Source organism: Pseudomonas sp. S2_F07 (assembly GCF_054668325.1).
Genome location: NZ_CP162758.1, coordinates 5,890,086 through 5,913,591, shown reverse-complemented (window position 1 = coordinate 5,913,591; position 23,506 = coordinate 5,890,086). Strand labels below are relative to the sequence as shown.

The following is a 23,506-nucleotide window of genomic DNA, read 5'->3' as shown; positions in this document are numbered from 1 at the left end:
GCCAGACGCTGTGCCCGGCAGGTCGGCGATATCAATGGGAAACGGGTTCAAAACGAGAGTCGGCATGGGCGGTTAGCTTAGCGGATGTCAGCTGCCGCGCCCACCCGTGCGCGGTTAAACCTTGGCGGCAACCGGTGTCGATTTGCTACGCGGACGCAGCTGGGCAGTGGCCATGGCCGCGTCGGTAACGCCGGATTCGGCGCGCATGCCGGCAGCCAGGAACGGCACCATCAGGCGCATGACCTGCTCGATCGAGGTGTTCACGCCGAAGTCGGTTTCGGCAATCGCGCGCAAGGCCTTGATACCGGACATGCTGAACGCCGCCGCACCCAGCATGAAGTGCACACGCCAGAACAGTTCGATAGGTGGGATACGCGGCGCCGCATCGTTGACCAGCATCATGTAGCGGCGGAACACCTTGCCGTACATGTCTTCCAGATAACGCCGCAAGTGCCCCTGGCTCTGACTGAACGCCAGCCCCAGCAAACGCATGAAGATGGACAGGTCGTTGCCGCTGCGCGGCTGCACCACCAGCGCCTGCTCGACGAGGATTTCCAGCAACTCTTCGAGGGTCGGCTTGATTTCAGGCTTGGCCTGACGCCGCTCCAGCTCTTTATCGAGGCTGATGCAGAACGGACCGAGGAACCGCGAGAAAACCGCCTGGATCAACGCCTTCTTCGAACCGAAGTGATAGTTCACCGCCGCCAGGTTGACACCCGCCTTGCTGGTGATCAGACGCAACGAGGTTTCGGCGAAACCTTTTTCCGCGAACAACTGCTCGGCTGCATCAAGAATGCGTTCAACGGTTTCCGACTGGGCCATGGCTACTCCGCCTGACAAACACTTGTTTGAAACATACGTTTCAGCCTGTGCATTGTCAAGTCTGGCAGTTCGTTTCGGGAATGGTCGGTCAGACATTTAACCACACAACGGCGAAGCTTCAATCCACTGACTGTTTGACCGTCCGGCGGCGACTGAAAAAAGGAGCATTGCCAAGATCGCCTCACTGTATATAATCCCAGTCACTGTATAAAAAAACAGAGCGATCGATATGCTAAAGCTGACGCCACGACAAGCAGAGATTCTGGCCTTCATCAAGCGCTGCCTGGAAGACAACGGGTATCCACCCACCCGTGCGGAAATCGCTCAGGAACTGGGCTTCAAGTCGCCCAATGCGGCGGAAGAACACCTCAAGGCACTGGCTCGCAAGGGTGCAATCGAAATGACGCCTGGCGCCTCCCGTGGCATTCGCATCCCCGGTTTCGAAGCCAAGGCCGACGACTCCACCCTGCCGATCATTGGCCGGGTCGCGGCCGGCGCTCCGATTCTTGCGCAGCAACACATCGAAGAATCCTGCAACATCAATCCCGCCTTCTTCCATCCGCGCGCCGACTACCTGCTGCGCGTCCACGGGATGAGCATGAAGGATATCGGCATTTTCGACGGCGACCTGCTGGCGGTCCACACCACCCGCGAAGCCCGCAACGGCCAGATCGTGGTTGCGCGAATCGGCGACGAAGTGACCGTCAAGCGCTTCAAGCGTGACGGCAGCAAAGTCTGGCTGATCGCCGAGAACCCCGAGTTCGCCCCTATTGAAGTGAACCTTCAAGACCAGGAACTGGTGATCGAAGGCTTGAGTGTCGGCGTCATTCGCCGCTAAAGGAGGCACCATGCAGTTCCCACAGACATCACCACAGCAAACCCAACTGCCGTTGTTCGAAGCGTTCATGGCACAGCCATTGGCGCCGATCCTGAAAGACGTAGTCGAGTCCCCCTGGAGCGCCGAACCTGACGTTTTCAGCGAGCTGTCACTGCGTGGTGCAGCCGGGAACTGCCTGAGCCTCCTGGCACCGATCCTCAGGGAATTGAGCCAGGACCAGGACGCACGCTGGCTGACACTGATCGCACCGCCCGCCAGCCTGACTCAAGCCTGGCTGCGAGATGCCGGCCTCAACCGCGAGCGCATTCTGTTGCTGCAACCACGGGGCACCCAGAGCGCCCAGCAACTGACCTGCGAAGCCCTGCGCCTGGGTCGCAGCCACACGGTGGTCAGCTGGATCAACCCGTTGAGCTCCCAATCGCGGCAACAACTGATCAGCGCCGCCCGCACCGGGGACGCTCAAAGCCTGAATATTCGACTGGGTTAACCGGCAGACAAGACGCGCGCTTCACCGCGCAAGGCTTCTCCAGGGACAGAGAAGCCGATGAGTAACGACATCAAGAAAAGCGACAGACGGGGGGTCAATGAAGAACCCGCGACCCCTCTTCCTTGTCGAATTCGCCTTCAACCAGGCGACCGGCCATCTGAACACCCACGCTCAACATCGCCTTGGCGACTTCCACGTGCTGCCCTTGCAGGAATGCCTTGGCGTCCTCGGAGAAATCCAAAGTAACCAGAGAACCCTCGTCCTCGGCCCTGCGCAGCTCGATACGGCCGTCTGGTAACTCGACAATTTCTAGAAAGGACGTTGGCATAAAGGACTGTTCTCCACGAAAGGCGGGGATTATATAGGCATCGGCCAGGCTTCGCTCGGGATCTTGACCAGATGCCGTCCCAAAACTGTTTCTGTCAGCACTCGTTCAGGCCTTCGCGAAAGCGGATCGCCAATCCTTTCAGATTCTGACGCCAGCTCTCCAGCTCCTCCCGACTCAGCTCTTGCGGTGCCTCCTCTTCATCCAGATTGACAGCCTGGATCAGAGGTTGGGTCACGTCCCCTTTCGGCTTGTGAGGCGCGCGTGGCGGCTGAAACAATGCAGCATGGGCGGCCAACAGCTTGGCCAGCCAGGTTTCCGGATTATTGGCCAGTTCGACCAGCTCAGCCATTTCCGGAATGGCGATGGTGTCCAGCACCTCGCGAGTCAGCAACATCTCTGCACGGGGCGCATTGGCCTGAGGCAAGCGATAGAAACCGGCGATTTCGTGACACAGGCCCAACAGCGCACCGTACAGGTGAAACAGCGTGGATTCGCGTCCGGCCTGGATCAGCGCCAGCGAATTCATCGCCCGCCCCTCTTCAGTGCGAGCCAGCGCTTCGAGCGACAAGCCGGCGAAATAAATCTTCTGATTGGTGCGGGTATACAGTTCGTGGGCCATGACGGCAGCCTCCACAACGAAATAATTGCTTCATGCAGGTTGGACAGTGTCGAGGATCAGCCGATCCAACCGCAAGCCCCCCTTCTTTGCAGGAGCACCAAAAAAGGCCGCATGAAAACCCGAGGGTTCTCATGCGGCCTTTTCAGTGCCGCGACGCTTTACGCCTTCGCAGCCGGACGCTTGTCTTCGACCGTCCACTTGCCGCCGTCGTAGAACGCTTTCCAGCCAGTCGGCTTACCGTCGACTTCGGTCTGCACGTACTGCTCCTTGGTCTTGCGACTGTAACGAATCACAGTCGGGAGGCCATCCGGATCTTTCTTCGGTGCTTCGCAGAGGAAGTGATACTTCGGATCGATCTCGTCCTTGTGCGGGATGATTTCCATCACCAGCGGAGCACGGGTCTCGCGGTTTTTCGGGAACTGGCTGGCGGCCAGGAACAGACCGGATGCACCGTCGCGCAGGATGTAGGTGTCGTTGACCTTTTCGCATTTCAGCTCAGGCATCTTCACCGGATCCATCTTCGGCGGCGCCGCATCACCGCTCTTCAGCAGCTTGCGGGTGTTCTTGCAAGTAGCATTGGTGCAACCGAAGAACTTGCCGAAACGGCCGGTCTTGAGCTGCATCTCGCTACCGCACTTGTCGCACTCCAGGCTCGGACCTTCATAGCCCTTGATGCGATAAGTGCCCTCTTCGATTTCGTAGCCATCGCAATCCGGGTTGTTACCGCAGATGTGCAGCTTGCGCTTTTCATCGAGCAGGTAGGCATCCATCGCCGTGCTGCAGATCGGGCAGCGATGCTTGCCACGCAACACCAGCGACTCCGACTCACCCTCGTCGTCCGCGGCGATTTCGTCGCCCGGCACCAGGTTGACGGTGGCCTTGCAGCGCTCTTTCGGCGGCAGGCTGTAGCCCGAGCAACCGAGGAACACACCGGTCGACGCGGTACGGATCTGCATCGGCCGGCCGCAGGTGGTGCACGGAATGTCAGTCATGACGGGCTGGTTGGCGCGCATGCCGTGTTCCGGGCTTTCGGCTACTTCGAGTTTCTTCTTGAAGTCGCCGTAGAACTCGTCGAGCACGTTTTTCCAGTCGCGTTCGCCCTGGGCCACGTCATCGAGATGCTCTTCCATGCCGGCGGTGAAACCGTAGTCCATCAGGTTGGAGAAGCTCTCCGCCAGACGCTCGGTGACGATGTCACCCATCTTTTCCGAGTAGAAACGACGGTTGTGCAGCGCCACGTAGCCGCGGTCCTGGATGGTCGAAATGATCGCCGCGTAGGTCGAAGGACGACCGATGCCGCGTTTTTCCATTTCTTTTACCAGGCTGGCTTCCGAGTAACGCGCCGGCGGCTTGGTGAAGTGCTGGGTCGGATCAAGCTTGATCAGCTTCATCGCGTCGCCCTGGGCCATGTCCGGCAGTACGTCGTCATCGCCTGGCTTGGCGATTTGCGGCATGACGCGGGTGTAACCGTCGAACTTCAGGATGCGGCCCTTGGCGCGCAGCTCGAAGTCGCCGGCACCCACAGTGACCGTGGTCGACAGGTATTGCGCCGGCAGCATCTGGCAAGCGAGGAACTGGCGCCAGATGAGCTCGTAGAGGCGCTCAGCGTCACGCTCCATGCCCGACAGCTTGCTTGGCTCGGTATTGGCGTCGGACGGACGAATCGCTTCGTGAGCCTCTTGTGCGCCTTCCTTGCTGCTGTAGACGTTCGGGGTTTCCGGCAGGTACTTCTTGCCGAACTCGCCTTCAATATAAGTACGCGCCATTGCCACGGCATCAACCGAAAGGTTCGTGGAGTCGGTACGCATATAAGTGATGTAGCCGGCTTCGTACAAACGTTGGGCCATCATCATGGTTTTCTTCACACCGAAGCCCAGGCGGTTACTCGCGGCCTGTTGCAGGGTGGAGGTGATGAACGGCGCCGACGGCTTGCTGCTGGTCGGTTTGTCTTCGCGCTTGACGATGCTGTAGCTGGAAGCCTTGAGCTTCTCCAGTGCAGCCATGGCCTGGGTTTCGTTGAGCGGCTTGAAGGCTTCGCCCTTTTCGCGAGCCACGTCGAAACGCACGGTCGCGCCTTTGGCGGTGCCGAGGTCGGCGTGGACTTCCCAGTACTCTTCCGGGATGAACGCACGGATTTCACGTTCGCGCTCGACCACCAGCTTCACGGCAACCGATTGCACGCGACCGGCAGACAGACCGCGAGCGATCTTGGCCCACAGCAGCGGCGAAACCATGTAGCCCACGACGCGGTCGAGGAAACGACGCGCCTGCTGGGCGTTAACGCGGTCGATATCCAGTTCGCCTGGCTTCGAGAAGGCTTCCTGGATCGCCTTCTTGGTAATTTCGTTGAACACCACGCGCTTGTAGCGGGTGTCGTCACCACCGATGGCTTCGCGCAGGTGCCAGGCAATGGCTTCCCCCTCGCGGTCCAAGTCGGTTGCGAGATAGATGGTGTCAGCATCCTTGGCGAGCCGGCGCAGCTCTTCGATGACCTTTTCCTTGCCCGGGAGGATCTCGTACTTGGCTTTCCAGCCATGGTCCGGATCGACCCCCATGCGAGCGACCAGCTGCTTGCGCGCTTTTTCTTTCGGCGACAGTGCCGGCACTTCACCCGCGGCAGCCTTGCCGCGCTTGGCGGCTGGCTCTTTGCTGGCGCTAGCCGAACCGCTGGTGGGCAGGTCTCGGATATGGCCGATACTCGACTTCACCACGTATTCGTTGCCCAAATACTTGTTGATGGTCTTGGCCTTAGCCGGGGATTCCACAATGACCAGCGATTTGCCCATGGATCAGAAAATTCCTGAATTCGAGAAGTGAAAGGCGGTTGGCGCCTGACGCGGCACCGCTATATATAGTGGCAACAAGGTGAGGTCAAGCGCAGGGTTTTGCGCGCACCCAGCTTATGGCTTGTTGAAAAGGCTTTCTTCGGCCTGCACCAAAGCAAAGCGTGGCACCTGTTCGCCGTCAACTTCGACGGACTCCAGGAACATGCTCAAGGGACGCACCCAAAAGCCGTAATCGCCATACAGGGCTTGATAGAAGACCACTTCTTCTTCGGTTTCCGAATGCCGCGCAACACTGAATACGCGGTACTGCGGACCTTTGTAATGTTGGTAGAGCCCAGGTTGTATCGGCATGCTTTGGCCCTCGCTGAATTTTTTCAAAATAAAAACAAAAATAAATCCGGAAAAACAAAAACCGGGGCACTTGGCCCCGGCTTCCATCAACGAGACGCTTAAACGCGTTCGAAGACGGTGGAGATGCCTTGGCCGAGACCAATGCACATGGTGGCTACCCCGAAGGTACCGCCATTCTGCTTCATCACATTGAGCAAAGTGCCGGAGATACGCGCACCGGAGCAACCGAACGGGTGGCCCAGGGCGATCGCGCCGCCGTGCAGGTTAACCTTCTCGTTCATCTTGTCGAGCACTTTCAGATCTTTCAGCACTGGCAAGGCCTGTGCGGCGAAAGCTTCGTTGAGCTCGAAGAAGTCGATGTCGGAGATACCCAGACCCGCGCGCTTCAATGCTTTTTGTGTGGCCGGTACTGGACCATAGCCCATGATTGCCGGATCCACACCTGCCACCGCCATCGAACGAATCACCGCCAGAGGCTGGATGCCCAGGTCCTGTGCGCGCTGCGCCGACATCACGATCATGCACGAGGCACCATCGGTGATCTGCGACGAGGTACCGGCTGTCACGGTGCCGCCCTTCGGATTGAACGCCGGCTTCAGAGCCGCCAGGCTTTCCAGGGTGGTTTCCGGACGAATGGTTTCGTCGTAGTCGAAGGTTTTCAGGAAACCGTTCTCGTCGTAGCCCTGCATCGGGATGATTTCGTCCTTGAACTTGCCTTCCACGGTCGCCTTGTGGGCGAGTTGGTGGGAGCGCACGCCGAAAGCGTCCTGTTGTTCGCGAGTGATGCCGTGCATCTTGCCCAGCATTTCCGCGGTCAGGCCCATCATGCCCGAGGCTTTCGCCGCGTACAGCGACATGTGCGGGTTCGGATCGACACCGTGCATCATGCTCACGTGACCCATATGCTCGACGCCGCCCACCACGAAAACGTCACCGTTGCCGGTCATGATCGCTTGCGCGGCAGTGTGCAGTGCGCTCATGGACGAGCCACACAGGCGGCTGACGGTCTGGCCGGCCGAGGTGTGCGGGATCTGGGTCATCAGCGACGCCATGCGCGCGATGTTCCAGCCCTGCTCCAGGGTCTGGTTCACACAGCCCCAGATCACGTCTTCCACTTCGTTCGGGTCGACCTTGACGTTACGTTCCAGCAGTTTGCTGATCAGGTGCGCCGACATGTCTTCGGCGCGGGTGTTGCGGTGCATGCCGCCCTTGGAGCGGCCCATCGGAGTACGACCGAAGTCGACAATCACGACGTCTCTAGGATTCAAGCTCATAAGTTCACTCTCACTCTAGTTGGGGGCGCTTAACCGAAGAAGCTCTGGCCGTTCTTGGCCATTTCGCGCAGCTTCGCGGTCGGGTGGTACAGCGCGCCCAAGTCAGCGTACTGGTCAGCCAGGGCAACGAACTCTGCCACACCGATCGAGTCGATGTAGCGCAGCGCACCGCCACGGAATGGAGGGAAACCGATACCGTAGACCAGACCCATGTCGGCTTCGGCAGCGGTTTCGACGATGCCGTCTTCCAGGCAACGCACGGTTTCCAGGCACAGCGGGATCATCATCCAGTTGATGATGTCTTCGTCGGTGACTTCGCGCTGTTCGTAAACGATCGGCTTGAGCACTTCCAGTACCGAGGGATCGGCGACTTTCTTCTGCTTGCCTTTCTTGTCGGTCTCGTAGGCGTAGAAGCCCTTGCCGTTCTTCTGGCCCAGGCGCTTGGCTTCGTAGAGCACGTCGACGGCCGAGCGACGGTCGTCCTTCATGCGGTCCGGGAAGCCTTCAGCCATCACGTCACGACCGTGGTGACCGGTGTCGATGCCGACCACGTCCATCAGGTAGGCCGGGCCCATAGGCCAGCCGAATTTTTCCATGACCTTGTCGATACGGACGAAGTCCACACCGGCGCTGACCAGCTTGGCGAAACCGCCGAAGTACGGGAACAGGACACGGTTGACCAGGAAGCCCGGGCAGTCGTTGACGACGATCGGGTTCTTGCCCATTTTCTTGGCGTAGGCAACGGTGGTGGCAACCGCCAACTCGCTGGACTTCTCGCCACGGATCACTTCCACCAGCGGCATCATGTGCACCGGGTTGAAGAAGTGCATGCCGACGAAGTTTTCCGGACGCTTGAGGGCCTTGGCCAGCAAGGTGATGGAAATGGTCGAGGTGTTGGACGCCAGAATGGTGTCCTCCTTGACCTTGTCTTCGACTTCAGCCAGTACCGCTTGCTTGACCTTGGGGTTCTCGACGACCGCTTCCACCACCAGGTCCACGTGACCGAAATCACCGTAGGACAGGGTTGGACGAATGCCGTTGAGCACTTCAGCCATTTTCGCGGCGGTCATGCGACCTTTATCAACGCGGCCAACCAGCAGTTTGGCGGCTTCGGCCAGACCCTGCTCGATACCGTGCTCGTTGATGTCCTTCATCAGGATCGGCGTGCCTTTGGAAGCCGACTGATAGGCGATACCGCCGCCCATGATGCCGGCGCCCAGTACGGCGGCCTGCTTCACGTCCTTGGCGATTTCGTCGTAGGCCTTGGCCTTTTTCTTCAGTTCCTGATCGTTCAGGAACAAGCCGATCAAGCTCTGCGCGGCAGAGGTCTTGGCCAGCTTGACGAAACCGGCAGCCTCGATTTCCAGCGCCTTGTCGCGACCGAAGTTCGCGGCTTTCTGGATGGTCTTGATCGCTTCAACCGGCGCCGGGTAGTTCGGGCCAGCCTGACCGGCCACGAAACCCTTGGCGGTTTCGAAAGCCATCATTTGTTCGATGGCGTTCAGCTTGAGTTTTTCCAGCTTCGGCTGGCGCTTGGCCTTGTAGTCGAACTCGCCGGAGATGGCGCGCTTGATCAGTTCCAGCGCGGCGTTCTGCAGCTGCTCAGGAGCTACCACTGCGTCGACGGCGCCGACTTTCAGCGCGTCCTCAGGACGGTTTTCCTTGCCGGCGGCAATCCACTCTATGGCGTTGTCGGCACCGATCAGGCGCGGCAGGCGCACAGTACCGCCGAAGCCTGGGTAGATGCCCAGCTTGACTTCCGGCAGACCGATCTTGGCCTTGGTGGACATGACGCGGTAGTCCGCCGCCAGGCACATTTCCAGACCGCCACCCAACGCGATGCCGTTGATGGCAACAACAGTCGGGACGTTGAGGTCTTCGAAATCGCTGAAAATCTTGTTGGCTTCGAGGTTGCCAGCAACAAGTTCTGCATCCGGCAGCTTGAAGTTGTCGACAAATTCGGTGATGTCGGCGCCGACGATGAACACGTCCTTGCCACTGCTGACGATCACGCCCTTGATCGAAGCATCTGCCTTGATGGTGTCTACGGCCTGACGCAGTTCGTTCAGGGTTAGACGGTTGAACTTGTTGACGGACTCACCCTTGAGGTCGAACTTCAGTTCGACGATGCCACTTTCAAGAGCCTTAACCGTGATGGCTTTACCTTCGTAAATCATCAACTGATCTCCACGATATGGAAGCTGAACAGTACACGTCGGACGCAGGCGAACGGCTTGGCAGGGACGTTGATCGTCAATGCTACGCCCATTCCCCCGGCACACCCGCCAACGCGATAGTCGGGATTCTGTAGGAGCGGTCTGAAATACAAACGCTCAATTCATACGCCCGTTTGATTTGGGTACGTCACCTTCACGGAATTTCCGACAATTGTCAATCGCCCAAAACACGGGTTGAAACGCGACTTTCCGGTCATATCCGTACTGCGAAGACCTTAAACACGCCGAAACATGCAAGGTCATTCATAGAATCAATTGTTAGAAAATTCGCCCTAATTCGCTGCAGCCCGTGTTTAACAAGCTACGCTGGCGAAACCTGGAGGAAAATTGTGAACGCTTTTGGCGAATGCCCAGCGTAAGATCAGCCAACACCGATTACCGGCCTGCCTGGCCAACCCGCCCGATGATTTTGTCGGGCTTTTTATTGCCTGATGATTTTTACTGGCTGCGGTGTCAGGCCAGCGCCTTGAGGGTGGCATCGATCCGTTGCAAAACCTCGGCCTCGCCCTTCTCGCCCCAATACAAGGCGATTATTTGCTTGTCGGCCTCGACCTTGAAGACATTGCCTGGCAATTTTTCGAAATGATCGAGCAACGAACGATCTTCACAGATTTCCTGCCACTGATTGACCCAGACACCCGGTGATTTTTGCCAGTAACTCCAGCACGTCGGCTGACGGCCGCGCCGCGGACGATGGTACTGGGCGCAAGGGCTCGGCGGCTCCTGGCTGAGCCAGTGTGGCCACTCCTGAGGTGCCAATTGCATGGCCAGTCCGATGCGCCGGGCCTCCATCCGCAAGGCTATTCGCCCGCTCTGAACTCGCGACGGCCGCAACCATGCCAGTGGGCTCAGCACCACCAACAGGATTGACACCACTATCCAGACCGTCATATCTGTACTCCCGAATTTGAATGAGCCCATTGTGTCACTTTGGAACCAATGCGCTTGAAACCAGCCATACTTACCAATATTGCATCCCTCAGGAGGAGCACCTCATGCCCTACAACCATATTCTGGTCGCTGTAGATCTGACCGAAGAGTGCGACCCTGTGATTCACCGCGCTCGCGAACTGTCGGTGAGCAACGGTGCGAAATTGTCGCTGGTGCACATTGTCGAGCCGATGGCGATGGCCTTCGGCGGCGACGTGCCGATGGACCTGTCACAACTGCAACAACAGCAGTTCGATCAGGCCAAGGAGCGTCTTGACCGCCTGATCCTGAAATATCCGGAGCTCTCCAGGGAATACAGCCACCTGACCTACGGCCAGCCACGCCAGGAGATCCACCACCTGGCCAAGGAGCAAACCTGCGACCTGATCGTGGTGGGCAGCCATGGCCGGCACGGCCTGGCACTGCTGCTGGGCTCCACCGCCAATGACGTGCTGCACGGCGCGCCTTGCGATGTGCTTGCTGTACGCCTGCAAACCAAAAGCTGACAACACAAATCATTGTGGGAGCGGGCTTGCTCCCACATTGGATCTACGGCAGCCCGCAGATCGCATTGCATATGAAAAGCCCGGCGTTCATCACTGAGCGCCGGGCTTTTTTATTGCAGGATCAATCAGGCATCCAGCTCGGCCCAACGCTCGACCATGATGTCGAGCTCAGCCTGCAATTGCTCCAACTGAGCAATCACCGCTGCCGTTTCGGCCGCAGGACGCTGGTAGAAACCGGCATCCGCCATCTGCGCTTCAACGGCGGCAATCTGCTGCTCCATGGCTTCGATCTGCCCCGGCAACGCTTCCAGCTCGCGCTGCAACTTGTAGCTGAGCTTTTTCTTTGCCACTGGCGCTTCGACCGCTGCCGCAACCGGCGCAGGCTCGGCCTTCACCACCGCGGAGTTCAGGTCGGCCTTGCCGGACTTGCTCTCGGTCACGCCCAGCAGGCGCGGCGAGCCGCCCTGACGCAGCCAGTCCTGATAGCCACCGACGTACTCGCGAACCTTGCCTTCACCTTCGAAGACCAGAGTGCTGGTAACCACGTTGTCGAGGAATGCCCGGTCGTGGCTGACCATCAGTACGGTGCCGTTGAAGGTCAGCAAGACCTCTTCGAGCAATTCGAGGGTTTCGACGTCGAGGTCGTTGGTCGGTTCGTCGAGTACCAGCAGGTTCGCCGGCTTGCTGAACAGCTTGGCCAGCAACAGACGGGCACGCTCACCACCGGACAGCGCCTTGACCGGCGTGCGGGCACGCTGCGGGCTGAACAGGAAGTCGCCGAGGTAGCTCAGCACGTGGCGGCTCTGGCCATCGATATCGATGAAGTCGCGACCTTCGGCCACGTTGTCGATCACGGTCTTTTCCAGATCCAGCTGATGGCGCAACTGGTCGAAGTAGGCGACATCGATCCGGGTGCCCTCTTCAACTTTGCCGCTGGTCGGCTGCAAGCCGCTGAGCATCAGTTTCAGCAGGGTGGTCTTGCCGGTACCATTGGCGCCAAGCAGGCCGATACGGTCGCCACGCTGCAGCACCATGGAGAAGTCCTTGATCAGGAACGGCCCGCCCGGGTGAGCGAAGCTCACATTCTCGAGCACCATGACCTGCTTGCCGGACTTGTCGGCGGTATCGAGCTGAATGTTGGCCTTGCCGGTACGCTCACGACGCTCGCTACGCTCGACGCGCAAGGCTTTCAGTGCACGGACACGACCTTCGTTACGGGTGCGACGGGCCTTGATGCCCTGGCGAATCCACACTTCTTCCTGGGCCAGGCGCTTGTCGAACAGCGCGTTGGCAGTGGCTTCGGCAGCGAGTTCAGCTTCCTTGTGCACCAGGAAGCTGGCGTAGTCGCCGTTCCAGTCGATCAGGCCACCGCGATCCAGTTCGAGGATGCGGGTTGCCAGGTTCTGCAGGAAAGAACGGTCGTGCGTGATGAACAGCACGGCGCCCTGGAAATCCTTCAGCGCTTCTTCAAGCCAGGCGATGGCACCGATGTCCAGGTGGTTGGTCGGTTCGTCGAGCAGCAGCAGGTCCGGCTCGGACACCAGGGCCTGGGCCAGCAGGACGCGACGACGCCAGCCGCCGGATAACTCGGCGAGGGTCTTGTCGGCCGGCAGTTGCAGGCGGCTCAAGGTGCTGTCGACGAGGGTCTGCAAACGCCAGCCATCGCGGGCTTCGAGGTCGTGCTGGACGTGCATCAGTTTATCCAGATCGGCGTCGGTGACGATGTTCTGGCTCAGGTGGTGATATTCGGCGAGCAAGGCGCCAACACCATCCAGGCCTTCGGCCACTACGTCGAACACTGTCCGCTCGTCGGCCACCGGCAATTCTTGCGGCAATTCGCCGATCTTGAGCCCGGGTGCGCGCCAAACGGAGCCGTCATCGGGCTTCTGGTCGCCCTTGACGAGCTTCATCATGCTGGACTTGCCAGTGCCGTTGCGGCCGATGATGCACACCCGCTCACCACGGGCGATCTGCCAGGACACCTTGTCCAACAACGGCATAGCGCCGAAAGCAAGGGACACATCGCTGAATTTGAGCAGGGTCATGAGCTTCTCCAAAAACCGGGCGCGCATTCTACCTGACTTGAGGCTTCAGAAGGCCGGCAATTTCACTCTCGCAGCACTCTGAAGGACAAATGTTGCGAACTGATGCGGTAAGACCCGCAAAGCTTTCACCGGCTGCTGGCAAAAGGCTAAGCTACAGACAATTCAGCGCGGGCCTGGCCCGCGCTTGTCATGATTTTTCTCTGCCCGGACGTCTCATGCGCAGTCGCCTTTTCAATCTTTTATCTGCTTTTTTACTGTCTGCCGCTGCCGTTCAATCCGCCCAGGCGGTGGACCTGTCCACCCAACGCCAGTATTACGATGAAGCCAAGCGCGCCCTGGCCAAGGGCGATAGCGGCCCGTATTTCCGTTACAGCCAGGCCCTCGCCGATTATCCGCTGGAACCCTACCTGGCGTACGACGAGCTGACCGCGCGCCTGAAAACCGCGAGCAACGCCGAAATCGAGAAATTCCTCGCCGAACACGGCGACCTGCCCCAGGCCAACTGGATGAAACTGCGCTGGTTGCGCTGGCTGGCAGACCGGGGCGATTGGGCGACCTTCGTCAAGTATTACGACCCGAAAATGAACTTCACCGAACTGGACTGCCTGAATGCGCAGTACCAGATCAGCCACAACCTCAAGGCCGAAGGTTATGCCAACACTGAAAAGCTCTGGCTGACCGGCAAATCCCAGCCCGAAGCCTGCGATGCCCTGTTCGGCATGTGGGCCGCCGATGGCCAGTTGACCGAGCAAAAACGCTGGGAACGCGCGAAACTCGCCGCCCAGGCGCGCAACTATCCGCTGGCCAACAGCCTGGTCAATGGCATGACCACCCTCGCACCTCGCGGTCGCTTGCTGGTGGACGTGGCGCAGAAACCGGAACTGCTCAACCAGCCGTCACGCTTCGCCCCGGCCGATGAAGCCATGTCCGACGTGGTCAGCCTCGGCCTGCGCCGCCTGGCTCGCCAGGATCCGGACAGGGCCATGAACCTGCTCGACGGTTACGCCAGCAGCATGCATTTCTCCCGGGATGAAAAAGTCGCGATCGCCCGGGAAATCGGGCTGAGCCTCGCCAAACGTTTCGACGGTCGTGCCCTGGACGTCATGACCAAATACGATCCGGAACTGCGCGACAACACGGTTTCCGAATGGCGCCTGCGCCTGCTCCTGCGCCTGGCGCGCTGGGACGATGCCTACCAGTTGACCCGCCGCCTGCCCCAGGACCTGGCCACCACCAACCGCTGGCGTTACTGGCAGGCCCGCAGCCTGGAACTGGCGCAACCGCAGAATCCGGAAGCGCAGACACTCTATAAAAACCTGGCCCGCGAACGCGACTTCTATGGCTTCCTCGCCGCCGATCGCTCACAGTCGCCCTACTCGCTGCTCAACAAACCGCTGGTACTCAGCCAGGCCACCATCAACAAGGTGCGCAACACTCCCGGCGTGCGTCGCGCCCTTGAACTGCACGCTCGCGGGCAAATTGTCGACGGTCGCCGCGAGTGGTACCACGTCAGCCGCCACTTCAGCCGCGACGAAATGGTCGCCCAGGCCAAACTGGCCTACGACCTGAAATGGTATTTCCCGGCGATCCGCACCATCAGTCAGGCCCAGTATTGGGATGACCTGGATATCCGTTTCCCGATGGCCCACCGCAATACGCTGGTGCGTGAAGCGAAGAACCGCGGCCTGCATCCGAGCTGGGCGTTCGCCATCACCCGCCAGGAAAGTGCGTTCATGGACGACGCCCGCTCCGGGGTCGGCGCCTCGGGCCTGATGCAACTGATGCCCGCCACCGCCAAGGAAACCGCGCGCAAGTTCAGCATTCCCTACAGCTCGCCACAGCAACTGCTGGATCCGGACAAGAACATCCAGCTCGGCGCCGCGTATCTGAGCCAGGTGCACAGCCAGTTCAACGGCAACCGCGTCCTCGCCTCCGCCGCCTACAACGCCGGCCCCGGCCGAGTGCGCCAATGGCTGCGCGGCGCCGATCACTTGAGTTTCGACGTGTGGGTGGAAAGCATTCCGTTCGACGAAACCCGCCAGTATGTGCAAAACGTGCTGTCGTATTCGGTGATCTATGGCGAGAAGCTCAATTCACCACAGCCGATCGTGGACTGGCATGAGCGGTATTTCGACGATCAATGATTCAAATCGACCCGCAAAAAAAGCCCGCATCACAGATGCGGGCTTTTTTTGTTGCTCAGAATTTCTTTGCCGACTTGAGCCGTGCGAAGACCTGTTTTCCAAGCTGGGTCAGGCGATACTTTTGTGCTGGACTACTTGGCGACTCAGGATGGGTCATCTCTATCCATTCGACCGCTAATGCAGGCCTGAGATAGTTAGTCCGAAAGGTCGCCTTGTGCACCAATCCGATGTCAGCCATCAATTCGCTGATCTTTCGCGGACCGTTAAGATGCAGCGCAGAAAGCAACTTCTCTACTGGGTCGCTTACTGGGTCGGTTACTGGGTCGATTTCTGGCTCACCCTGTACCGCCTCCGATAGTGCAAGGCTCATGGCTCGCAACATGAACTCTACGAAAGGCGTTGATTCGGCCAAAAGATCGGCCGCCGACAATGCCGCGTAGTACGCCTCCTGCTGATCCCGAATCACGGCCTCAACCGGCAAATAAGATAATACCGGGCGCCACTGACTGAGTATCAGGGTTTGCCAAAGGCGTCCCATACGTCCGTTACCGTCAGCGAAGGGATGGATGAACTCAAATTCATAATGAAAGACGCAGCTGGTAATCAGCGGATGCCAGTCCGAGGCACCAAGCCACGCCAACAAATCATCAATCAAGTGCACAACGCGACTCGGCGGCGGCGCCATATGGATCAACTTATCGCCACGATAGATACCCACGCCGGTTCGACGAAACTGCCCGTATTCATCAATCAATCCGCCCATCAGCAATTCATGGGCACGCAGTAAATCGGTCCGGCTACTTGGCTGCCAATCAGGCATGGCTTCGTAAGCAGCAAACGCATTTCGTACTTCCTGGATTTCCCGAGGCAACCCCAGCACACGCTGCCCTGCCAGAACGGCAGTCACCTGCTCGATGCTCAGCGAATTGTTTTCGATGGCCAAAGAAGCCTGAATCGTTCGAATCCGATTGCCACGACGTAACTGAGGTGTCTGCAGGCGTTCGTCCATAGCCGTAAGCTGACCGATCTGTTCGCTGATATCGGCGATCAGCGACAACATTTTCGTCGTCAAGGTCAGCGGTGGTTGATAACGGCTCATATCCTCATCCGGGCTCATAACAGAGGACGACATAATGCCCGAACCGGGCGTCATTCATCAGTAGTCATTCATGCCGCTTCATGTCCATCACTAAACTGCAACGCCGCCAACCGCGCATACAACGCATTACTGGCGATAAGCTCCTGATGCGTGCCCACCGCTACCAGCTTCCCCTGATCCATCACTGCGATGCGATCGGCGTTTTTCACCGTGGCCAGGCGATGGGCTATCACCAGGGTGGTGCGGTTTTTCATCAGGCTTGGCAGCGCCTGCTGGATCAGGTGTTCGCTCTGGGCATCGAGGGCGCTGGTGGCTTCGTCCAGGAGCAGGATCGGCGCGTCCACCAGCAACGCGCGGGCGATGGCCAGGCGTTGGCGCTGGCCACCGGACAAGCCGAGACCGCCGTCCCCCAGATGAGTCTGGTAACCGTTGGGCATGGCTTCGATAAAGTCATGGGCGTAAGCGATTTTTGCCGCCTCCTGCACCTCGGCCAAGGTCGCCTGTGGATTGCCGTAGCGAATGTTTTCTTCAATGCTGCCGAAAAACAGCGCCGGGGTTTGCGACACCAGGGCGAAACAGCGGCGCAGGTCCAGCGGGTCGAGTTGAGTCAATGGCACGCCATCGAGCAGGATGCGCCCTTCGGCCGGGTCGTAAAATCGCAGCAGCAAGTCATACACCGTGGATTTACCGGCCCCTGATGGCCCGACCAGCGCCAGCGTCTCACCAGCATTGACGGTCAGGCTCAAGCCGTCGACAGCATAGCTTTGCGGCCGCGACGGGTAGGAAAAACGCACATTGTGCAGTTGCAACTGGCCTTCGACACGCTCAGGCAGTTTCACCGCGCCCGCCACTGGCGCCAGGATGATGTTTTCTGAGCGCAGCAACTCGGCAATCCGCTCGGCCGCGCCGGCTGCCCGCTGCAACTCGCCAATCACTTCGCTCAAGGTACCGAACGCGCTGCCGACGATCAGGCTGTAGAACACGAACGCCGCCAGCTCGCCGGCGGAAATCCGCCCGGCGATGACGTCCATGCCGCCGACCCAGAGCATCACCCCGACCGCGCCCAATACCAGCACGATCACCAGGGTAATCAGCCAGGCCCGCTGGAAGATGCGCTTGCGTGCGGTGTTGAACGCCTCTTCCACGGTCACGGCAAACCGGCGCTCGTCCTGGGCCTGATGGTTGTAGGCCTGCACGGTCTTGATCTGGCCCAGGGTTTCGGACACATAGCTGCCGATATCGGCAATCCGGTCCTGGCTCAGGCGTGAGAGGTTACGCACCCGGCGCCCGAAGATCAGGATCGGCGCGATCACCGAGGGCAAGGCAACCACCACGATGCTGGTGAGCTTGGGGTTGGTGATGAACAACAGGATGATCCCGCCGATCACCATCAACAGATTGCGCAGGAACAACGACAGCGAAGAGCCGATGACCGATTGCAGCAGCGTGGTGTCGGCGGTCAGGCGGGACTGGATTTCCGAGCTGCGATTGTCTTCGTAAAACCCCGGATGCAGGTAAATCAGGTGATTGAACACGTTGCGGCGGATGTCGGCGACGCAGCGCTCGCCGATCCACGACACCAGGTAAAACCGTGCAAAGGTTCCGATCGCCAACCCCGCCACCAGCACCATGAACAGACCGATGGACTGATTGAGCAGGTGCGGTGACTGGGTCATGAACCCCTTGTCCACCAGCAGGCGGATGCCCTGCCCCATGGACAAGGTGATGCCGGCGGTGGCGATCAACGCCAGCAAGGCGCCAATGGCCTGCCAGCGATACGGCGCAATGAAACGGCTGGCCAGGCGAATGGCACGGCGGTGACGGGCAGAGAGCATCGTAATTATCCTGGACAAGGCAGTCATTAGGGTCAGCCTATACCGCTCAATGGGGTGGCTCGCTGCAAATCACAATGAGTCCGGTTGATTATGTCCACCAACACTAGAGGCTAGACGCTATTGGTCTAAAGTTCGGGTAGCCAGGCGAAGGCATTTCTGCTGGACTGGTTCTGTCCCCCCGGAAAGATCGCAGGGAGTTGTCATAGCCCGGTCACCTGGCGGTTCTACAGTGAGCTAACAACCTGATGAGGAGACAGGCCATGTCCTTGCAACACAGCAGCGATGACAAGATTCAAGTGATCCGCACGCAACCAGACCAGTCTCTGGGTTGCTCGATTATTGACGAGCAGGGTCGCGAAGTACCGATCACTGAAGAAATGATCCAGAAAGCTTGCAGCGAACTGGAAAAGCGATTGGTCAAACCTGCCGAACAAAAGTGATATAGCCACCGTCTTCTTGACCCGGCCCATTGTTGGCCGGGTTTTTTATGCCTGCTTATCCAATCCGGGACTGTGGCGCGCCCTTCGCGAGCAAGCCCGCTCCCACAGGGGATCCGGGTCGTACACAACATTTGTATCCAACGCGGCTCCTGTGGGAGCGGGCTTGCCCGCGATAAGGCCAATGCGGTCTTTAAACCAGTGTCGCCCCCAACGCCGCCACAATACGCTGCAACTGCGGCGCATCCCCCTCGATCCGCACCTGCAACCCGTCGATCTCGCGGCGCGACGGGTATTGCTTGCGCAACACATCGAATGCCGCACGCTGCTCGCTGACACTGCCGACAAGGCTGCGACGGAAATCGGCATCGTCACGACGCGGGTCATACACGCCACGGCACAGCATCGCCAACGCCCAGGCCGGGTCGCTTTGGGCATTGAGGGTCACGTGCGAAAGCCACGGTGCCGGTAGCAAATCGCCCAGGCTGACGCGGGCCGGTTGCCCGAGGAAATCGCAATACGCCTGATAAATCTGCGCGGTGCCCCGCTGCTTGCCGTCGAGGCTGTAACCGGCAATGTGTGGCGTTGCCAGCACGCAGAGCTCGGCCAGCGCCACGTCGACCTCAGGCTCGCCTTCCCAGACATCGAGCACTGCTTGCAGGTCTTCGCGCTCCAGCAGCACATCGCGCAGTGCCGCGTTGTTGACCACCGGCCCGCGACTGGCGTTGATCAGCCAGGTGCCGGACCGGAGCTGATTCAGACGTTGTTCATCGAACAAGTGCCAGGTCGATTGCTGGCCCTGCTTAGTCAATGGCGTGTGCAGGCTGATGACGTCGCACTCATCGATGATCTGCTCGAGGTTGACGTAATCCCCTCCTTGCGCCGCTTGCCGAGGTGGATCGCACACCAGCACTTTCCAGCCCAGGCCTTGCAGGACCTTGACCAGCCGCCCACCCACTTCGCCAGCACCAACCACCCCGTAAGTACGCCGGGTCAGGTCGACGCCTTCGATTTCGGCCAGGGTCAGCAGGCTGCCGAGCACATAGTCGACCACGCCACGGGCATTGCAGCCCGGTGCGCTGGACCAGGTGATGCCGGCCTGTTTGAAGTAATTCAGGTCCAGATGATCGGTGCCGATGGTGCACGTACCGACAAAGCGCACCTTGCTGCCCTCGAGCAGAGCGCGATTGACGTTGGTCACCGAACGCACCAACAGAACATCGGCCTGCTCGACCGTGGCGCGGTCGATGGCACGACCCGGTACCCGGCGGATTTCGCCGAAACCCTCGAAGAAGGCATCGAGCAGGGGGATATTTTCGTCGGCAACAATCAGCATGGCAGGCTCCTTTGGCGGATCGGCAGTTTAGGCGTAGATGCGGGTGGTGGGCCAGCGGGCATTGTTCACTTGTGTCTGAAGCGCAAGTTACTTTGTGGGAGCGGGCTTGCTCGCGAAAGCAGTGTGCCAGGCAACATTAATGGTGACTGACACTCCCCCTTCGCGAGCAAACCCGCTCCCACAGGTTTTGATTACAAATCGGTAACACGGGTCTTTTCCTGACTGCCGCGTCAACGCGTAGAATGCGCGCCTGTGCATCAATACCTTTTGGACGTTTCGCCATTGAATCCTGTAATTGAGAATACCGCCGCCATTGCTCCGGCGCGGACGACCCCCGTTCGCCTGGAGCTAAAAGGCCTGCTCAGCCTGGCCCTGCCGATCATGATCGCGCAACTGGCAACCACGGCCATGGGCTTCGTCGATGCGGTGATGGCCGGCCGCGTCAGCCCACGGGACCTGGCCTCGGTGGCCTTGGGCAATTCGATCTGGATTCCGGTCTACCTGTTGATGTCCGGCGTCCTGCTGGCCACCACCCCCAAGGTCGCGCAACGCTTTGGCGCCGGGCAACTTGACGAAATCGGCCCGCTGGTACGCCAGGCGCTGTGGCTGGCACTGTGTGTCGGGTTGATCGGCAGTGGCCTGCTGCTCGGCGCCGAGCCAATCCTGCACTGGATGAAAGTCGATCCGCAATTGATCGAGCCGAGCATGGGGTACCTGCACGGGATCGCCTTCGGCTTGCCGGGCATGGCGTTTTATTACGTGCTGCGCTGCTACAGCGATGGCATGGGCCGTACCCGCCCGAGCATGGTCATCGGCTTGTGCGGGCTACTGCTGAACATCCCGTTGAACTACACGTTGATCTATGGCCATTTCGGCGCACCGGCCCTGGGCGGCGTCGGGTGCGGCTGGGCCAGCGGCATTGTGATGTGGTTCATGGCGTTGAGCATGGCCGGCTGGACCTTCTGGGCCCCCTTCTATGCCCGCACCCGTGTGCTGGTACGCTTCGACCGCCCGAAATGGGCCGTGATCAAGCGTCTGGTCAGCATTGGCCTGCCGATCGGTATCGCCGTGTTCGCCGAGTCCAGCATCTTCGCGGTCATTGCCCTGTTGATCGGCAGCCTTGGCTCCACCGTGGTGGCCGGGCATCAAATCGCCCTGAATATCAGCTCGTTGCTGTTCATGATTCCTTATTCGCTGGGCATGGCGGTGACCGTGCGCGTCGGCCAGGCACTGGGAGCCGGTAATCCCTGGCAGGCGCGCTTCGCGGCGAAGGTCGGGCTCGGCGCGGCACTGGTGTTCGCGGCGTTCTCGGCGGCCCTGATCCTGCTCCTGCGCGAACCTATCGCGTCGATCTACACGCCTGACAAGGCCGTGATCCAGATTGCGTCGATGTTGATTGTGTACGCCGCGCTGTACCAGTTTTCCGATGCCATCCAGGTGATCTGCGCGGGTGCGCTGCGTGGATACCAGGACACCCGGGTGACGATGATCCTGACCTTGTTCGCCTATTGGGGCATCGGCCTGCCGGTCGGCTACGTGCTGGGACTGACCGACTTGTTCGGTCCGGCCAGCGGCCCGAGCGGGCTGTGGGAAGGCTTGATTGCCGGTTTGAGCTGTGCGGCGCTGATGCTGTCGATCCGCCTGACGCTCAGTGCGCGCCGACGGATTCGTAACAGCCGCTCGGCGGGTTGATTGCACAAACAAAAAGACCTGCTTTTGCAGGTCTTTTTTTGGCTACCGTTAAACAGACTTCTTGCGAATCCAGTAGAGGTAGGTGCCCTCATCTTCGTGCTGCGCCACCAGTTCATGGTCGAGAAACACGCAGAACTTGGGAATGTCGCGACGGGTCGAGGGGTCAGTGGCGATTACTTTGAGCAGGCCGCCGGGCACCAGGTCACGGATGTGCTGGTGCAGCATCATCACCGGCTCGGGGCAGTTGAGGCCGGTGGCGTCGAGGGTGCCGTCTACCGGCGTATCAAGCATTTCACTCATGATTCACTCCTGAAACTGGCCGGCATTGTCGCGCATTGCCGGGTGTAACGTCATCTATGGCATAACGCCGTACCCTGTGGGAGCGAGCTTGCTCGCGATGGCGTCAGGTCAGTCAACATTGATTTCAACTGACCCACCGCTATCGCGAGCAAGCTCGCTCCCACAGGGACTTGCGTGATCAGCGGGTTTTCGGCTTCTTCACATCCAGCCGGCGCAAATGGCAGGTCACTTCCTCGCGGTCGTGGTACAGCTGCTTGCAGCCGATCTCCACCTTGATGCCCCGGGCCTTGAAGCCATCGGCAATGCGCTCGAGCAAGCGCTTCACTTCGGCATAGCGCTGTTTCATCGGCAGCTTGAGGTTGACCACCGCCTCGCGGCAGTGGCCGTCGCCGATCCACTCTTCCAGCATCGCAGCGTTGCGCGCCGGCTTCTCGACGATGTCGCAGACCATCCAGTCCACCGGTTGCTTGGGCTTGAAGGTGAAACCGTCAGCCATCAAGTGCTGCACCAGACCGGTGTCCATCAGGCTTTCGGCCATCGGGCCGTTGTCGATGGCGGTCACCAGCATGCCGCGGTTGACCAGTTGCCAGGTCCAGCCACCGGGGGCGGCACCCAGGTCAACGCCGGTCATGTCGCCATGCAGGCGTTCGTCCCACTGGTCACGCGGGATGAAGTGGTGCCAGGCCTCTTCCAGCTTCAGCGTCGAGCGGCTCGGGGCCTCGCGGGGGAACTTCAAACGGGGAATGCCCATCGGCCACATCGCCGAGTTGTTCGACTCCGCCAGGCCCATGAACACTTCGCGGCCGCTCTTGAACGTCAACAGCAAACGCGGTTTGTGGGCATCTTCCACCAGCTTGCCGGCCGCCATCAGTGCCTTGCGCAGATGCACTTCGAATTTCTTGCAGAAGTTCGACAGTTCCTTGCCGTCGTTGGTGTCGACCATTTCCAGCCACAGGCTGCCGCACAGAGGAAAGTCCGCCATATGCGCAAGGATCACACTGATGCGGTCGGTTTCCGGCAGATCGATGAAGATCCCCCGAGCCCACTGGCGCGGAAAGATCAGCTCGGCGAAACGCTGCCCGCGCATCAGGCGCTCGGCGCCGTCTTCTTCGGTGCAGACAAACTCGGCGCAGGCAGTTGCCGCCTTGGCCTTGGCATATCCGGCCACGTTCAAGCGCGCGGCGAGGTCGGAAATCTCGGAACAGACTTCGCCTTCGAAGCCCGGCCGGCAATGCATAAAGAGGGTGTTCATTCTTACTCCTGGGCAATGGCGAGGAATTTCGGCCACTGCGCGATGCCCAGGCTTGCGTTGAAGCAAAGCCTGTCACGAAAACCCGCGCATGATAGCCGACTTCGGAACCCCGGACTCAGCGATAGAGTCCAGTTATTAGCCTTAAGCAGCAAAGAGGACTAGGTTTAGTCCTCTGCCCGTCCCCTCTG

20 protein-coding genes are annotated in these 23,506 nt (G+C 59.7%); 6 read left to right on the top strand and 14 right to left on the bottom strand.

Going from position 1 to position 23,506, the window contains the following annotated elements; genetic code table 11:
- Window positions 1-114: 114 nt before the first annotated feature.
- Window positions 115-822, bottom strand: a complete 708-nt coding sequence (locus tag AB4O40_RS26865; protein ID WP_056722000.1) for a TetR/AcrR family transcriptional regulator — start codon at window positions 820-822, stop codon at window positions 115-117.
- A 229-nt stretch (window positions 823-1,051) separates the two neighbouring features.
- On the opposite strand from AB4O40_RS26865, the gene lexA reads away from it, so the two are divergent.
- Together lexA and sulA are read left to right on the top strand one after the other, a co-directional pair.
- On the top strand, window positions 1,052-1,660 hold the full coding sequence (gene lexA, locus AB4O40_RS26860; protein WP_007995278.1) for a transcriptional repressor LexA: 609 nt from the start codon (window positions 1,052-1,054) through the stop codon (window positions 1,658-1,660).
- Between the two features lie 10 nt (window positions 1,661-1,670).
- Window positions 1,671-2,147 carry an SOS-induced cell division inhibitor SulA gene (gene sulA / locus AB4O40_RS26855; protein ID WP_056721998.1) on the top strand — a complete coding sequence of 159 codons (477 nt, stop codon included), beginning with the start codon at window positions 1,671-1,673 and terminating at the stop codon, window positions 2,145-2,147.
- A gap of 94 nt (window positions 2,148-2,241) precedes the next feature.
- On the opposite strand, the gene AB4O40_RS26850 is transcribed toward sulA, so the two are convergent.
- From AB4O40_RS26850 to AB4O40_RS26820, 7 genes are all read right to left on the bottom strand, one after another.
- Window positions 2,242-2,475: a hypothetical protein gene (locus tag AB4O40_RS26850; protein ID WP_046041430.1), complete on the bottom strand. Its 234-nt coding sequence runs from the start codon at window positions 2,473-2,475 to the stop codon at window positions 2,242-2,244.
- A 94-nt stretch (window positions 2,476-2,569) separates the two neighbouring features.
- Window positions 2,570-3,094, bottom strand: a complete 525-nt coding sequence (locus AB4O40_RS26845) for a DUF6586 family protein (RefSeq protein WP_056721996.1) — start codon at window positions 3,092-3,094, stop codon at window positions 2,570-2,572.
- A 158-nt stretch (window positions 3,095-3,252) separates the two neighbouring features.
- Window positions 3,253-5,880: a type I DNA topoisomerase gene (topA, locus tag AB4O40_RS26840; RefSeq protein WP_046041393.1), complete on the bottom strand. Its 2,628-nt coding sequence runs from the start codon at window positions 5,878-5,880 to the stop codon at window positions 3,253-3,255.
- 114 nt (window positions 5,881-5,994) lie between these two features.
- Window positions 5,995-6,231 (bottom strand): DUF1653 domain-containing protein, encoded by a 237-nt coding sequence (locus AB4O40_RS26835; protein ID WP_008050054.1) that lies wholly within the window; start codon window positions 6,229-6,231, stop codon window positions 5,995-5,997.
- Window positions 6,232-6,329: 98 nt separating this feature from the next.
- Window positions 6,330-7,505, bottom strand: coding sequence for an acetyl-CoA C-acyltransferase FadA (fadA, locus tag AB4O40_RS26830; RefSeq protein ID WP_008023006.1), 1,176 nt, complete (start codon window positions 7,503-7,505; stop codon window positions 6,330-6,332).
- A 29-nt stretch (window positions 7,506-7,534) separates the two neighbouring features.
- Window positions 7,535-9,682, bottom strand: coding sequence for a fatty acid oxidation complex subunit alpha FadB (gene fadB, locus AB4O40_RS26825; protein ID WP_056721995.1), 2,148 nt, complete (start codon window positions 9,680-9,682; stop codon window positions 7,535-7,537).
- Window positions 9,683-10,195: 513 nt separating this feature from the next.
- Window positions 10,196-10,633 carry a hypothetical protein gene (locus AB4O40_RS26820; protein WP_223542347.1) on the bottom strand — a complete coding sequence of 146 codons (438 nt, stop codon included), beginning with the start codon at window positions 10,631-10,633 and terminating at the stop codon, window positions 10,196-10,198.
- A 104-nt stretch (window positions 10,634-10,737) separates the two neighbouring features.
- Here AB4O40_RS26820 and AB4O40_RS26815 point away from each other — a divergent pair, with 104 nt between their 5' ends.
- Window positions 10,738-11,178 carry a universal stress protein gene (locus AB4O40_RS26815; protein WP_007974054.1) on the top strand — a complete coding sequence of 147 codons (441 nt, stop codon included), beginning with the start codon at window positions 10,738-10,740 and terminating at the stop codon, window positions 11,176-11,178.
- A gap of 125 nt (window positions 11,179-11,303) precedes the next feature.
- Here the strand turns inward: AB4O40_RS26815 and AB4O40_RS26810 are convergent, their stop codons facing one another.
- Window positions 11,304-13,223, bottom strand: coding sequence for an ATP-binding cassette domain-containing protein (locus AB4O40_RS26810; protein WP_056721991.1), 1,920 nt, complete (start codon window positions 13,221-13,223; stop codon window positions 11,304-11,306).
- Between the two features lie 215 nt (window positions 13,224-13,438).
- Here AB4O40_RS26810 and AB4O40_RS26805 point away from each other — a divergent pair, with 215 nt between their 5' ends.
- Window positions 13,439-15,367 carry a transglycosylase SLT domain-containing protein gene (locus AB4O40_RS26805; RefSeq protein ID WP_056721990.1) on the top strand — a complete coding sequence of 643 codons (1,929 nt, stop codon included), beginning with the start codon at window positions 13,439-13,441 and terminating at the stop codon, window positions 15,365-15,367.
- A 55-nt stretch (window positions 15,368-15,422) separates the two neighbouring features.
- Here the strand turns inward: AB4O40_RS26805 and AB4O40_RS26800 are convergent, their stop codons facing one another.
- Window positions 15,423-16,466, bottom strand: coding sequence for a Fic family protein (locus AB4O40_RS26800; protein WP_056722307.1), 1,044 nt, complete (start codon window positions 16,464-16,466; stop codon window positions 15,423-15,425).
- A 68-nt stretch (window positions 16,467-16,534) separates the two neighbouring features.
- Window positions 16,535-18,301: an ABC transporter transmembrane domain-containing protein gene (locus tag AB4O40_RS26795; RefSeq protein WP_460154619.1), complete on the bottom strand. Its 1,767-nt coding sequence runs from the start codon at window positions 18,299-18,301 to the stop codon at window positions 16,535-16,537.
- A 260-nt stretch (window positions 18,302-18,561) separates the two neighbouring features.
- On the opposite strand from AB4O40_RS26795, the gene AB4O40_RS26790 reads away from it, so the two are divergent.
- A complete protein-coding gene (locus tag AB4O40_RS26790) occupies window positions 18,562-18,741 on the top strand; it encodes a PA1571 family protein (RefSeq protein ID WP_046041374.1) in 180 nt (59 codons plus the stop codon).
- Window positions 18,742-18,931: 190 nt separating this feature from the next.
- Here AB4O40_RS26790 and pdxB read toward each other — a convergent pair whose 3' ends face one another.
- Window positions 18,932-20,074, bottom strand: a complete 1,143-nt coding sequence (pdxB, locus tag AB4O40_RS26785; protein WP_056721986.1) for a 4-phosphoerythronate dehydrogenase PdxB — start codon at window positions 20,072-20,074, stop codon at window positions 18,932-18,934.
- A gap of 282 nt (window positions 20,075-20,356) precedes the next feature.
- Here pdxB and AB4O40_RS26780 point away from each other — a divergent pair, with 282 nt between their 5' ends.
- Complete coding sequence (locus AB4O40_RS26780; RefSeq protein ID WP_056722306.1) at window positions 20,357-21,766, top strand: MATE family efflux transporter; 1,410 nt, start codon at window positions 20,357-20,359, stop codon at window positions 21,764-21,766.
- 48 nt (window positions 21,767-21,814) lie between these two features.
- On the opposite strand, the gene tusA is transcribed toward AB4O40_RS26780, so the two are convergent.
- Both tusA and rlmM read right to left on the bottom strand, forming a co-directional pair.
- Complete coding sequence (gene tusA / locus AB4O40_RS26775; protein ID WP_056721984.1) at window positions 21,815-22,066, bottom strand: sulfurtransferase TusA; 252 nt, start codon at window positions 22,064-22,066, stop codon at window positions 21,815-21,817.
- Between the two features lie 178 nt (window positions 22,067-22,244).
- Entirely contained in the window at window positions 22,245-23,318 is a 1,074-nt protein-coding gene (rlmM, locus tag AB4O40_RS26770) for a 23S rRNA (cytidine(2498)-2'-O)-methyltransferase RlmM (RefSeq protein ID WP_056721982.1), read from the bottom strand.
- Between the last annotated feature and the right edge of the window lie 188 nt (window positions 23,319-23,506).

Coding starts and splice junctions, on each gene's coding strand:
- AB4O40_RS26865 (WP_056722000.1), bottom strand. CDS start 822: ATGGCCCAGTCGGAAACCGTTGAACGCATTCTTGATGCAGCCGAGCAG.
- lexA (WP_007995278.1), top strand. CDS start 1,052: ATGCTAAAGCTGACGCCACGACAAGCAGAGATTCTGGCCTTCATCAAG.
- sulA (WP_056721998.1), top strand. CDS start 1,671: ATGCAGTTCCCACAGACATCACCACAGCAAACCCAACTGCCGTTGTTC.
- AB4O40_RS26850 (WP_046041430.1), bottom strand. CDS start 2,475: ATGCCAACGTCCTTTCTAGAAATTGTCGAGTTACCAGACGGCCGTATC.
- AB4O40_RS26845 (WP_056721996.1), bottom strand. CDS start 3,094: ATGGCCCACGAACTGTATACCCGCACCAATCAGAAGATTTATTTCGCC.
- topA (WP_046041393.1), bottom strand. CDS start 5,880: ATGGGCAAATCGCTGGTCATTGTGGAATCCCCGGCTAAGGCCAAGACC.
- AB4O40_RS26835 (WP_008050054.1), bottom strand. CDS start 6,231: ATGCCGATACAACCTGGGCTCTACCAACATTACAAAGGTCCGCAGTAC.
- fadA (WP_008023006.1), bottom strand. CDS start 7,505: ATGAGCTTGAATCCTAGAGACGTCGTGATTGTCGACTTCGGTCGTACT.
- fadB (WP_056721995.1), bottom strand. CDS start 9,682: ATGATTTACGAAGGTAAAGCCATCACGGTTAAGGCTCTTGAAAGTGGC.
- AB4O40_RS26820 (WP_223542347.1), bottom strand. CDS start 10,633: ATGACGGTCTGGATAGTGGTGTCAATCCTGTTGGTGGTGCTGAGCCCA.
- AB4O40_RS26815 (WP_007974054.1), top strand. CDS start 10,738: ATGCCCTACAACCATATTCTGGTCGCTGTAGATCTGACCGAAGAGTGC.
- AB4O40_RS26810 (WP_056721991.1), bottom strand. CDS start 13,223: ATGACCCTGCTCAAATTCAGCGATGTGTCCCTTGCTTTCGGCGCTATG.
- AB4O40_RS26805 (WP_056721990.1), top strand. CDS start 13,439: ATGCGCAGTCGCCTTTTCAATCTTTTATCTGCTTTTTTACTGTCTGCC.
- AB4O40_RS26800 (WP_056722307.1), bottom strand. CDS start 16,466: ATGAGCCGTTATCAACCACCGCTGACCTTGACGACGAAAATGTTGTCG.
- AB4O40_RS26795 (WP_460154619.1), bottom strand. CDS start 18,301: ATGCTCTCTGCCCGTCACCGCCGTGCCATTCGCCTGGCCAGCCGTTTC.
- AB4O40_RS26790 (WP_046041374.1), top strand. CDS start 18,562: ATGTCCTTGCAACACAGCAGCGATGACAAGATTCAAGTGATCCGCACG.
- pdxB (WP_056721986.1), bottom strand. CDS start 20,074: ATGCTGATTGTTGCCGACGAAAATATCCCCCTGCTCGATGCCTTCTTC.
- tusA (WP_056721984.1), bottom strand. CDS start 22,066: ATGAGTGAAATGCTTGATACGCCGGTAGACGGCACCCTCGACGCCACC.
- rlmM (WP_056721982.1), bottom strand. CDS start 23,318: ATGAACACCCTCTTTATGCATTGCCGGCCGGGCTTCGAAGGCGAAGTC.